The organism is Cycloclasticus zancles 78-ME (assembly GCF_000442595.1).
Lineage (GTDB): Bacteria > Pseudomonadota > Gammaproteobacteria > Methylococcales > Cycloclasticaceae > Cycloclasticus > Cycloclasticus pugetii.
The window spans coordinates 2,310,411-2,323,166 of record NC_021917.1; the positions used below are offsets into that span (position 1 = coordinate 2,310,411).

The following is a 12,756-nucleotide window of genomic DNA, read 5'->3' on the forward strand; positions in this document are numbered from 1 at the left end:
AAACTTTAGTGTGAAACGAAAAACCAAATGATACCGCATATGGTTCACTGAAACCTGCTTTTTAGGCCCATTCAAGCCCTATTCATAACGCTTTAAATTAGAATGTAAAAGGACGTAGGAGTAAGTACTGCCTTAGCTTGAAGAATACAGGTATTTACGGGGATTCACCTTCTTACCGTTGCGCATTACTTCAAAGTGAACATGTGGCCCGGTAGAATGACCCGTTGACCCCATTTTAGCGATAACATCATTTTGTTTAACAACATCGCCTAATTTGACCACTATTTCCTTATTATGCCCATAGCGGGTGACGTACCCTGAGCCATGGTCAATTTCAATTAAATAACCATAACCGCCTTTTTTCCCCGCGTAGGTCACCAAGCCAGATGCAGCGGCTAAAACACTGGTCCCTGTCTTGCCTGCAATATCGACACCATGGTGAAATTTTTTCTTGCCAGTAAATGGATCTGCTCGGTAACCGTAATACGATGACAACCATCCTTTTGCGACTGGTAACCCTGCTGGGCGAACCTCTTTAGACAACTCTTTATTTGCCGAAAAAACACCCAATAACGTTAATTGTTTTTCGCGTAAAGATAACTGTTTATCGAGTACTTGAATATCATGCAGTAATTGGTTTTCTGTAAAACTTTCTGCTGAGTCCGGCAAACCTGCACTGCCGATGGCTGGTAATTCGTCAAAATTAAATTCTGACGCCGTTAAATTAGCCTTCTTAACAAGGTGTTCACCAACCGCATTCAGCCTCGTCAATTGTGCTTGCATTTGCCCAACTCGTAAGGCAAGGTTATCCAGCGTATTTTGAGTTTTCTCGCGCACTCTTTCCAGCTCTATTCGCTGGGTTAATAACTCTTGAGATACCTTCCCTGATTGTTCGGTTAACCTAACTTCGGTCACCGATGGCATATACCAATAAACTGCTAGTAATAAAACAAAGCTACCAAGTAACCCATAGATAACTTTTTGCTGGATCGCAGAAAAGTTGATGGTTTTCTTTTTACCTTTTGTTAACAGTATAATTTGCATATTATTTATTTTTTATCTTAACAACATATGTTTAAACAACCTTTCAAAAACAACAGGTCATCCTTGAATGGTTTACAGCATATTCAGCAAAGCTTGCATCAACAAAAAACACTTCTGCGTCTTGTTCAACGATCAATAACTGAAGATTTGGCAGCTCATTGTTTGCATGTCACCGCCAGTAAAAACACGGTAATCTTATTCACCGACTCTTCTGTCTGGGCTTCAAAACTACTGTATCTACGCCAACCTATTCTAAACGCCTTATCAAATTACTTTGGTGAACGGGTTCGTACTTTAAAGGTTAAAGTGCTATCTAAGCACACAGCAAAAACACCGCTTTTGCCTAAATCGCCATCCAGTCATACATTGAAGTGTCTTACAGAAGCCAACGATTCAGAACAGGCAGACTCGTTAACCCATTCCATGAATAAACTCATCAAGACACTACAAAAAAACAAGCTATCTTAGTTTAAACACCCGCAGGTAGTGGTTCTATATATGAAATAGGGAATTGGTCATCTTCTTCAAACGTTACTTCTTCCCAAGCATCCTCTTGAACCAACAACTCTCTTAATAACTTATTATTAAGCTCGTGCCCCGATTTATGGCCATGAAACTCACCAATCAAGCTATGCCCTAGTAAGTATAGGTCACCGATAGCGTCCAAAATTTTGTGTTTCACAAATTCATCTTCGTAACGCAAGCCATCTTCATTTAAGACTCTAAAATCATCGACGACAATGGCATTATCCATGCTTCCACCCAACGCTAAGTTGCGTTGACGTAACATTTCAATATCCTTCATAAAACCAAAGGTACGTGCACGGCTTATCTCTTTAACGAATGAAGTTGAAGAAAAATCAATAATCGCCTCTTGTGTACGCGATTTAAATACTGGGTGATCAAACTCAATACTAAACCCGACCTTAAAGCCTTCAAAAGGGACAAAGCTCGCCCACTTATCGCCATCCTCTACTCGGACTTCTTTTTTGATGCGAATATAGCGTTTCGCTGCGTTTTGTTCTTCTATACCAGCCGATTGTAGTAAAAAGACAAACGGGCCTGCACTGCCATCCATGATCGGCACCTCAGCAGCACTTAAATCAATGTAAATATTATCAATACCCAATCCAGCAATGGCCGACAACAAGTGTTCAACAGTAGAGACTCGTACGTCACCTTGTATCAAGGTGGTTGATAATTGTGTGTCACCTACATTTTCTGCTTTTGCTGGAATAACGACTGCTTCGTCAAAATCTATTCTGCGAAAAACAATACCGGCATTGACGCCTGCAGGGCGCAACGTTAAATAAACCTTTTCGCCACTGTGTAAACCAACACCCGTAGCACGAATCACGTTTTTCAGCGTTCGTTGTTTAATCATTTAAAACTCCCAAGCAGATAAATTCAATTTATTTTTATTGTCATTATTGCGGGATATTAACACATTTTGCAATTTAACAATAAGCCATGCATTGCCACGTACTCAGTTATTTTACCGCCCTCAACACATTTCAATATCCAAGGGCGGTTCACGGTCTCAACTAATCGGCTTGCCTTCTTAAAAACGCAGGTATATCCAAATAAGCAGGGTCTAAGGTATTATCTATACCACTGGTTTTTTGATCCGCCATTTCCGCTTTTCCATCACGCATGATTGTTGGAATATCAAAATCCTCTTCCTTCAGGTCAGCCGTTTTAATGGCTTCTCTTTTCACTTGAACAATCGGCGTTGGTTCTTCAGCCACTTTTGCCTTGCCACCTAAACCAGTTGCAACAACGGTTACTCGCATTTCGTCTGACAAATCAGGATCAATAACCGTACCGACAACGACATTCGCATCATCCGATGCAAAATCTCTAATCGCTTGACCGACCTCTTCAAATTCACCTATAGACATATCTAACCCAGCCGTGATATTCACTAAAATACCGCGAGCGCCTTGTACATTGATATCTTCTAACAAGGGGCTGTGAATGGCCGCTTCTGCAGCTTCGCGTGCTCTAGATTCTCCTTTTGCATTACCTGTTCCCATCATCGCATCACCCATTTCTGACATAACAGTTCTAACGTCAGCAAAGTCGACATTAATCAAGCCAGGGCAGGTTATTAATTCTGCAATCCCTTGTACCGCGCCTAGCAAAACATCATTCGCCGCTTTAAAGGCATTTAGCAGACTCATTTCTTTGCCCAGTACGTGCAATAACTTTTCATTCGGAATAGTAATTAATGAATCAACGTGAAGTGCTAATTCCTCTATCCCTTGTTCTGCCAATAACATTCTTTTTTTGCCTTCAAATGGGAAAGGCTTAGTCACTACAGCTACTGTTAAGATACCCATTTCTTTTGCTATTTCGGCCACTATTGGCGCAGCACCTGTTCCTGTTCCACCACCCATTCCTGCTGTGATAAAGACCATATCAGAACCGACGATTACTTCTTGAATTCGCTCTCTATCCTCAATCGCTGCTTGACGGCCCACTTCAGGGTTCGCGCCTGCACCCAAGCCTTTTGTACTATTATTACCTAACTGCAATACCGTTTTAGCTGGTGTGTCTTTTAGTGCTTGCGCATCTGTGTTGGCGCAAATAAATTCCACACCATCTATTGCACTATTAACCATGTGATTCACGGCATTGCCACCGCCACCGCCAACACCAATGACTTTAATTACTGCATTTTGTGTATGTGCATCCATTAATTCAAACATATCAATTCCCCTATCTTGTTAATCTAAATACTAAAGTCTCTATTTATCGTTAAAAATTACCTTGAAACCAGCTCTTCATCTTTTCCCACATAGCTTCAAAACCATTTTTCACCTCTCCACCATTTGCCACACTATTTTGCTGCCCAAACAACAACAACCCAACACTGGTTGCATATATCGGATTACGAACCACCTCGCTTAAACCAGACACATACTGCGGATAACCCAAGCGAACGGGCATGTGGAATACTTCTTCTGCCAATTCAACCAATCCCTCTACCTTTGCACTGCCGCCCGTTAGCACAATCCCTGCGGCAACAATGTCCTCGTAGCCCGAACGCCTCAGCTCAGCCTGTACAAGCATCATTAATTCCTCATAGCGAGGCTCAATAATTTCAGCCAAATTTCCACGTGAAATTTTTCGTGCCGGCCGATCGCCTATGCTTGGCACATCAATCATTTCGTCCTCTTGAACTAATTGAGTCAGCGCACATGCATATTTCAACTTAATTTCATCGGCGTGCTGGGTAGGCGTCCGTAATGCAACAGCGATATCATTAGTAACTTGGTCTCCGGCAATTGGAATAACCGCGGTGTGGCGAATAAAGCCATCACAAAAAACTGCAATATCCGTCGTGCCACCACCAATATCAACCAAACAAACGCCCAGTTCTTTTTCATCATCCGTGAGCACCGAACTGCTCGATGCAAGCTGCTCTAAAATGATATCGCCTACTTCTAAACCACAACGCCTTACACATTTAATAATATTCTGCGCTGCACTCACTGCGCCGGTCACAATATGTACTTTTGCTTCCAGCCTGATGCCCGCCATTCCAACAGGCTCTTTAATGCCCTCTTGTCCATCGATAATGAATTCTTGTGGCATGATGTGAAGAATCTTTTGATCCGCAGGAATAACCACTGCCCTTGCCGCATCAATCACTCTCTCTATGTCTGATGGAATCACTTCGCTTTCTTTAATACCCACCACACCACTGGAGTTCAAGCTACTGATGTGACTGCCTGCTATCCCCACAAATACTGAGTGAATTTGACACCCCGCCATCAACTCAGCCTCTTCTACAGCGCGTTGAATTGAATGTACTGTAGACTCGAGGTTAACCACCACGCCTTTTTTCAAACCTCGCGAACTATTGGTTCCGATACCGATGACATCAATCGTTCCATCTGGGGTTATTTCCCCCACAATGGCCGCCACTTTAGATGTACCTATATCTAAACCAACAATTAAATTCTTATCACTGTTTTTCTTCATTGTTCTTAGCCTTTAACTGGCTGATCCTTTTTCAATTTAAATGCGGCTATTTGCTCAACCCGGTCAGCAAATTTATAACCGTCTTTCCACTGTACGGACACCCCATTTGGGTAACGCAAATCCACCTTCGCAAGCTGATCTATCAAACTGCCTTCCAGCGATGCCAATAACCTTAATGATTTACCAATTGCCTGTTCAGGCGACTGATGACCCACACTTACTTTTATGCCATTGCTCATTACTGCCGACCAACTACCGTGCTCTGCTAAACTCAATTTGCTGACTTGAATACCCGTGCTTTTTATTGCGTTATTAACTTTTCTATATTCTTCAAGTATCGCCTGACTACTCGTCTCCACGCCTGATAAACTTGGCAATGTTTCTAAGCTTTTATCAAATACCGGTTTAAATACCTCGCCCTGTGTATTCAGCAAGGCCGTTTTATTCCAAATCGCAGCAGGCTTTTGTTCCACCAAGGTCAGTACAATAGTATCTGGCCACACACGCCTAATTGTTGCTTTATTCACCCAGGGTAAGGCCGTCGCGTGTTTAACAATTTCACTGCTATTCATCGCGAAATACCCGGTATCAACTAATGCTGATAACGATGTTGAAATATCCTCAGCTGTCACATAATTTAATTCACCACCGATACGCACCTGTTTAATGGGCATCGTGCTTGGTTGCATTAACCAGCTAACGAACTGCCATACAACAATCGCTACTATTAGAGAAAGAACGCTCTTTTTAACCAACACTTCATTTTGCTGAAGCAAATCAATCATCACACTCTTCATGCCCCCTCCTTCGCAAAGCTGGTTTCCAATATCTGCCAAACTAATGTATTAAAATCAATACCTGCCTGTTTTGCGGCCATTGGGACTAAGCTGTGGTCGGTCATTCCAGGTACCGTATTTATTTCTAATAACTGCGGCTTACCTTGTGCATCTAACATTAAATCAACGCGCCCCCAACCTTCACCAGCCAACAACTTAAAGGCTTTAATCGATAAGTGTTGTAAGGCTTGTTCTTGTTCAGCAGTTAGCCCACAGGGGCAATGGTATTGAGTTGTTTCTGCCTGATATTTCGCTTCGTAATCATAAAACTCATTAGGGGTTTCCAATCTAATCACTGGCAACGCTTTATCTGCTAGTACAGCCACGGTGTACTCTGCTCCTTCAACCCACTGCTCTGCCATAACATCACAGGTAAATTTCATTGCTTTTTTATACGCTTCACGAAGCTGCTCTATGGTATTTGCTTTTGCCATCCCCAAACTAGAGCCTTCTAGCGCTGGTTTAACCATGACTGGAAAACCTAGCGCAACTACGCATGCATCTATATCGGATTCTTTTTCTAGCACCATCCATTTTGGTGTTGGAAGCCCAGCACCCAGCCAACAGTTTTTTGTTCTTAACTTATCCATGCCCAATGCAGACCCCAATACACCACTCCCTGTGTAGGGAATGCCAATTAGTTCTAAAGCACCTTGCAATTGGCCATCTTCTCCACCACGCCCGTGCATAATATTAAAAACACGGTCTATACCTTTTTCTTTTAACTCCATGATGTCAGAGGCTGCCGTATCAAACTTAATCGCATCAACCCCCTGTGATTTAAGGGCCGACAAAACGGCCTCACCACTTAATAATGAAATGTCACGCTCAGCAGCATGCCCACCCATTGCCACAGCAACCTTGCCAAAAGATTTAGCGGATTGAATAGTGCTCATTGCGCCTTTTCCTCACCGATAATACGAACTTCTGTTTCAAGCAAAACACCCTGATTTTTATGCACCTGACCTTTGACATATTCAATGAGACGTTCAATGTCCTTAGCCGTGGCATGACCTGTATTTAATATAAAGTTCGAATGTTTCTCTGATACTTGCGCACCGCCAATTCGATAACCTTTCAAGCCTGTTATTTCAACTAAATGCGCCGCATGGTCTCCTTCAGGGTTTTTGAAAACAGATCCACCGCTAGGAACATTTGTAGGTTGTGTTTGTGAACGTTTAGCCAATAACTGACGTATTTTTTCACGACTTTCTTTATTGCCACCTTGAGGAATATCTAAATAACACGCTACAAACCACTCATCATCAGCCAGTGATACTGAGCGATAGCCCACGTCAAAATCATCCGCATCGCGTACTATTAAATCCCCGTGCCGATTCAACAAAACAACCTTACTAACTAACGCCCATGTTTCACCACCAAATGCACCAGCATTCATAGCTAACGCACCACCCATTGTGCCGGGAATACCGGCTAAAAACTCCGCCCCAGACAAGCCTTTTTCTGCAGCTAGTTTAGCCACCAAAGCACACGGCACACCTGCTTCAACTTTAAGCATTCCGTCAGCCAATTGTTCCATCTGTTTTAAACAACCTCGTGTATAAATGACTGAGCCGCGCACGCCACCATCACGAATTAATACATTACTACCCAAACCCAACCAAAGTACTGGCTCGCCAGCTGGTAGCGACTTCAAATATTGTTGTGCGTCCTCTATACCTGCTGGTTTATATAACCGATCTGCAATACCACCCACACGCCATGATGTATAACGAGCCAAGGGCTCCTTCTCCATCAAGCATCCTGTTAATTGGTGAGTATTTTTCATCATCATATGCATAAGCCCCTAGGTCGTTTGCCCAAGGTCGCTTAGAGTATTTAACTGTTTTTCTAACTTTGCAGATGCGGCACCAATATCTCCGGCCCCAGAAGTCACCACAATGTCATTGGCTAATAAAACGCCATCTAAAACATCGGGGAGTTGCTGAATATCCTTGACGAATACAGGAATAATTTTTCCTCGTTGCCGAATGGCCTTACTCAAGGCTGCCCCATCAGAACCAGCAATTGGTTTTTCACCAGCAGCAAACACGTCAAGTAATACCAATACATCCACCTCATTTAACACATCGACAAAATCTTCAAACATATCGTGTGTTCTAGAGTAACGGTGTGGTTGAAAAACCAAAACCAAGCGCTTGTCTGACCAGCCTTCACGCACAGCTTTAATGGTGGCGATAACTTCACGAGGGTGATGCCCATAGTCATCAACCAATAAAGCTGAACCACCTTCTCGCTTTATTTCGCCATTCACTTGGAAGCGTCGTCCAACACCCTTAAAGTGATTCAGGCCAGATGCAATCGCCTCATCAGATACGCCCAACTCACTGGCCACTGCAATTGCCGCCAGAGCATTTAAAACATTATGTTTACCCGGCATATTCAAGGTTAACGGTAACTGCCCCTTATTACCCAAACGCTTTAAATTAAAATGTGTTCGAAAGCCTTCTTGTTTTACATTCAACGCCTGAAAATCTGCCGCTTGATCAATGCCATAACTCAAAATAGGTTTGCCAATCGATGGCGCCAATTCGCGTATATTCTCATCATCAACACACATCACCGCTAAACCATAAAATGGCAATTGATGTAAAAACGACTGAAAGGCATCTTTCACTTGCTGAAAATCGCCACCGTATGTACTCATATGGTCTTCATCAATATTGGTGACCACTGCAATCATGGGTTGAAGGTGTAAAAATGACGCATCACTTTCATCTGCTTCTGCAACCAAGTAATGGCTTTCACCCAGTTTTGCATTTGACCCTGCACTGTTTAACAAACCACCAATCACAAAGGTAGGGTCCAGTTGCCCCTCTGTCATCAGCACTGCCAATAGACTAGTTGTTGTGGTTTTTCCATGCGTACCGGCAATTGCAATACCAAACCTAAACCGCATCAATTCCGCAAGCATTTCAGCGCGCGGAATAACCGGCACACGTTGCTCTTTCGCAGCAACAACTTCTGCATTGTCTTTTTGAACCGCTGTTGAGGTTACCACTACATCGCAATCGTCTACATTCTCGGCCATGTGCCCGATGTAAATGGTCGCACCTTGGTTCGCTAATCGCTCAGTTACTTTACTATTACGAATATCTGACCCTGATACCTCATAGCCAAGGTTGATCAACACTTCGGCTATGCCACTCATTCCCGCACCACCAATGCCGATAAAATGAATACGCTTAAGTTTGCCAAAACCTAAGTGCGCTGAATAATGTTTATGCGTATTGGGCATCATAAAGCCACCTCCAAACAAGCATTAGCAACTAATTCTGTTGCCTCTGGTTTTGCTAACGACCGTGCTTTTTTACGCATATCTGATAATTGATTTTCATTAGTAAGCAAGGCCTTTAATGTTTCTGACAGGTTCTGTGATGTCAGTGTCGCCTGCGGCATCAACACAGCCGCCTCTGCATCTGCTAAGTAGGCTGCATTTTTAGTTTGATGATCATCTATGGCATGCGGCAGTGGCACAAGAATGGAAGGTAAGCCCATTATTGCTAACTCAGAAATGGTCATTGCTCCTGCCCTACAAATCACAATATCAGCCCATTGATATACTTGCTTCATATCCGCAATAAACTCTCGAATATCTGCTGCAACACCCGCCTCACTATATTTTTCTCTAGCAATCTGTATGGTCGCTTTGCCTGCCTGATGAATAACGTTAACGCTTAAACTAGCCTGTAGGCTTTGTAATGCCTCAGGCACCACCTCATTCAATACCGATGCACCCAAGCTGCCACCAACGACTAAAATATTTGTGTTTTTCTTTGGCTCACCCACCGAGCCGCCTAACAACTCTTTTCTAACTGGGTTACCTGTAAAGATAGCGCCTGTCTGTTCATCAAAACTATTTGGAAAGGCTTCTAATACCCGCTTAGCCAACTTTTTTAACAAACGATTTGTTGTACCTGGCACCCGGTTTTGTTCATGTATAACCAGCGGCGTTTTGTGTAACCAAGCCATCAAACCACCAGGGCCTGAGGCAAAACCACCCAGCCCTAATATCACATCGGGTTGACGACGACGAATGATGTTAGCGGCCTGATAGCAGGCTTTTAACAACATTATTGGCGCTAGCAATAAGCTCAGCAGACCTTTGCCTCGCAAACCGGATACGCTTAACCAGTCAATTTCAATACCGGCTTCCGGCACTACTGTTGCTTCAATGCCCTTTTTGGTGCCTAACCAGCTAACCATGTGTCCAGCATTCTGTAAGTAATCTGCCACAGCCAAGGCTGGAAAGACGTGCCCACCTGTGCCACCCGCCATAATCATTATGCGTAATGCCATGCCGCGCCTCCTTTCAATTGAGACATGTACTGTTGTTGCGTTTCATGGTAAATACGGCACAACAAACCCACGACCATGCACATTACAATCATGCTACTTCCACCATAGCTCATTAAAGGCAAGGTTAACCCTTTCGTCGGTAACACACCCATATTTACAGCAATATTTACAAACGATTGCAGGCCAATCCAGACACCTAAACCGTAAGCTAATAATGAATAAAATCTTAGGTTTAATCGCTCTGCGGCCTTACCTATTTGAAAAGCACGCCATAGCAATAAACCAAATAACAAAATCACTACACTAGACCCTATAAAACCCAATTCTTCACTGAGAACCGCAAAAATAAAATCGGTATGCGCTTCTGGTAAATAAAACAACTTTTGGATACTACTACCTAGCCCTACCCCAAACCATTCACCACGGCCCATTGCAATAAGCGATTGAACCAGCTGAAACCCCGAACCTAGGTGATCTGCCCAAGGATCCATGAAAGCTGTCACTCGTTCCATTCTGTAAGTTGAAGAAGCAATCGCTAGTACACCTAATACAACTCCCATCAACACAAGGGTCAAAAACTCTATAAGACGTGCACCCCCTAAAAACATCATGCACATCACACTAAAGCCAATAACAAAAGTTGCACCAAAATCAGGCTCAGCCAACAACAAACCGAACACCACACCTAGCGGTAGCATAGGGCGTATTACCCCTTTGATAGACTCGCGGACAACATGAACATGACGCGTTAAAAAACCTGCCATATAAACAATACAAACAAGCTTTACAATTTCTGAGACTTGAAGCCGAGCTACGCCCAAATTAATCCAGCGGTAACTACCATTTACCTTCACGCCGATACCCGGAATAAACACCAAGACCAGTAGGGCGATCGCTACCAAAATTAGGTTAGGCCCACTTTGCTCCCATGCCGATAATGGAACATTAGCCATGACAAACGCCAAGATCAAACCCACAACAATATGTGCCGCCTGACGTGCAGGGTAATGCCAAATATTGTCGAACACTCTTTCGCCAATGTGTAATGAAGCCGACACCACCATCACATAACCAATGCAAAGCAAACTTATCGCCGCAAATAACATCCAGCCATCTAAATAGTAACGGCCGCGTCTTGCCACTCGTGAAGAATCTCCTACGCTTAACATCGCAGCACTCATCGTTCTAACGCCTCCACAGCCGTCATAAAATGCTCACCACGTTGCTGATAACTTGCAAATTGGTCCAGCGATGCACAAGCAGGCGACAATAATACTGTGTCTCCAGATACTGCATGCTCAGCGGCTAGTTGAACGGCTTTTTCGATATTAGCAACCAATTCACAAGGTATTGACCCAACCGCTTCTTGCTGAAACCTTTTAGCATCACGCCCAAGCAATATAACCAATGAAACATTTGACTGAATACTCTGCTTCAACAAACTAAAGTCAGCGCCTTTTCCATCACCGCCAGCAATTAGAATAATTGGAGCAGGCAAACCATTTAGCGCCGCTAAACAGGCTCCTGGGTTGGTGGCTTTAGAATCATTTATCCATGTAACACCCTTTAACTCAGTCACCCATTGCGTTCGATGACTAAGGCCTGAAAACTCTCTTAATGCTATTTGTTGAGCCGCTACTGGAATCTTTAGCGCATCGGCCATCGCCATCGCAGCTAGAGCATTTTGAATATTATGTGTGCCTTTAATTTTTAACTCAGCAACTTGCAAAATAGGCTCACTACCTTTTGACAACCATTCTCCGCCGTCCACCGATAGCAGACCATAATGATCACCATTAGGCTGATCCAAGCCAAATGAAACACCTTGACGTTCCGATGGTAATGCCAATGCGTTAACCATCTCGTCTTGACGGTTAAAAACCGCTACGCCCTCACCAAAAAAGATTCGTTGTTTCGCATCACAATAAGCAACCACGCTGCGATAACGATCCATATGGTCATCACTAATGTTCAGCAGCGCCGCCACATCAGCTTTAAGCTGAGAGGTTCTTTCAAGCTGAAAACTAGATAGTTCTAAAACATACAAGTCGGCCGTTTTCTCGGTTAACAAATCTAAAGCCGGTGTCCCTAGGTTTCCACCGACTCGAACATCCCATTGAGCTTTTTCAGCCATCTGGCCCAATAAGGTTGTCACGGTACTTTTTCCATTTGAACCAGTAATACCTACAACAGGCGCATCTACACACACCGCGAAAAGGTCTATATCACCAAACACAGGCACACCACGTTCTGATGCTGCTTGAATTTCTTGCTCCTCCAACGTCACCCCAGGACTCACAATAATATGCGTCGCTGCTTCAAAAAAATCATGATCAAAACCGCCAGTAAACACAGCAATATCTCGAAATGATTCTTCAACCACATCTAAACCAGGCGGAGTTTCACGGCTATCAACCACAGCCACTTCAATATGATTTTGTTGCAGGAATCTAATCACCGATAAACCGGTCACGCCCAGACCCACAACAAGTACACGCACGCCATCTTGATCCAAGCCCAAACGGGCTAAACCTAAACGTTGATAGTGAAAATCATTTTGCATCAG

The 12,756-nt window shown here is 43.6% G+C and carries 12 protein-coding genes; 1 reads left to right on the forward strand and 11 read right to left on the reverse strand.

What is annotated here, in order from left to right; translation table 11 throughout:
- Positions 1 to 132: 132 nt before the first annotated feature.
- Positions 133 to 1,044 carry a M23 family metallopeptidase gene (locus tag CYCME_RS11075; protein WP_020933072.1) on the reverse strand — a complete coding sequence of 304 codons (912 nt, stop codon included), beginning with the start codon at positions 1,042 to 1,044 and terminating at the stop codon, positions 133 to 135.
- Between the two features lie 63 nt (positions 1,045 to 1,107).
- Here CYCME_RS11075 and CYCME_RS11080 point away from each other — a divergent pair, with 63 nt between their 5' ends.
- Entirely contained in the window at positions 1,108 to 1,512 is a 405-nt protein-coding gene (locus CYCME_RS11080) for a DciA family protein (RefSeq protein WP_015005185.1), read from the forward strand.
- Between the two features lies 1 nt (position 1,513).
- On the opposite strand, the gene lpxC is transcribed toward CYCME_RS11080, so the two are convergent.
- From lpxC to murD, 10 genes are all read right to left on the reverse strand, one after another.
- The gene (gene lpxC / locus CYCME_RS11085; RefSeq protein WP_016390939.1) at positions 1,514 to 2,428 is read right to left on the reverse strand and encodes a UDP-3-O-acyl-N-acetylglucosamine deacetylase; all 915 of its coding nucleotides are present in this window, start codon (positions 2,426 to 2,428) and stop codon (positions 1,514 to 1,516) included.
- A 160-nt stretch (positions 2,429 to 2,588) separates the two neighbouring features.
- The gene (gene ftsZ / locus CYCME_RS11090; protein WP_015005183.1) at positions 2,589 to 3,755 is read right to left on the reverse strand and encodes a cell division protein FtsZ; all 1,167 of its coding nucleotides are present in this window, start codon (positions 3,753 to 3,755) and stop codon (positions 2,589 to 2,591) included.
- 49 nt (positions 3,756 to 3,804) lie between these two features.
- Positions 3,805 to 5,034, reverse strand: a complete 1,230-nt coding sequence (ftsA, locus tag CYCME_RS11095; protein WP_020933074.1) for a cell division protein FtsA — start codon at positions 5,032 to 5,034, stop codon at positions 3,805 to 3,807.
- A gap of 5 nt (positions 5,035 to 5,039) precedes the next feature.
- The gene (locus CYCME_RS11100; protein ID WP_015005181.1) at positions 5,040 to 5,831 is read right to left on the reverse strand and encodes a cell division protein FtsQ/DivIB; all 792 of its coding nucleotides are present in this window, start codon (positions 5,829 to 5,831) and stop codon (positions 5,040 to 5,042) included.
- Complete coding sequence (locus tag CYCME_RS11105; RefSeq protein ID WP_015005180.1) at positions 5,828 to 6,766, reverse strand: D-alanine--D-alanine ligase; 939 nt, start codon at positions 6,764 to 6,766, stop codon at positions 5,828 to 5,830. The genes CYCME_RS11100 and CYCME_RS11105 overlap by 4 nt, the downstream gene beginning before the upstream one ends.
- Positions 6,763 to 7,665: a UDP-N-acetylmuramate dehydrogenase gene (gene murB / locus CYCME_RS11110; RefSeq protein WP_015005179.1), complete on the reverse strand. Its 903-nt coding sequence runs from the start codon at positions 7,663 to 7,665 to the stop codon at positions 6,763 to 6,765. Before murB ends, CYCME_RS11105 begins: the two co-directional genes overlap by 4 nt.
- A 12-nt stretch (positions 7,666 to 7,677) precedes the next feature.
- Positions 7,678 to 9,132, reverse strand: a complete 1,455-nt coding sequence (gene murC, locus CYCME_RS11115; RefSeq protein WP_015005178.1) for a UDP-N-acetylmuramate--L-alanine ligase — start codon at positions 9,130 to 9,132, stop codon at positions 7,678 to 7,680.
- Positions 9,129 to 10,190 carry an undecaprenyldiphospho-muramoylpentapeptide beta-N-acetylglucosaminyltransferase gene (gene murG / locus CYCME_RS11120; protein WP_020933076.1) on the reverse strand — a complete coding sequence of 354 codons (1,062 nt, stop codon included), beginning with the start codon at positions 10,188 to 10,190 and terminating at the stop codon, positions 9,129 to 9,131. The genes murC and murG overlap by 4 nt, the downstream gene beginning before the upstream one ends.
- Positions 10,175 to 11,371, reverse strand: coding sequence for a putative lipid II flippase FtsW (gene ftsW / locus CYCME_RS11125; protein WP_015005176.1), 1,197 nt, complete (start codon positions 11,369 to 11,371; stop codon positions 10,175 to 10,177). Before ftsW ends, murG begins: the two co-directional genes overlap by 16 nt.
- Positions 11,368 to 12,753: a UDP-N-acetylmuramoyl-L-alanine--D-glutamate ligase gene (gene murD, locus CYCME_RS11130; RefSeq protein ID WP_020933077.1), complete on the reverse strand. Its 1,386-nt coding sequence runs from the start codon at positions 12,751 to 12,753 to the stop codon at positions 11,368 to 11,370. Before murD ends, ftsW begins: the two co-directional genes overlap by 4 nt.
- Positions 12,754 to 12,756 lie beyond the last annotated feature (3 nt).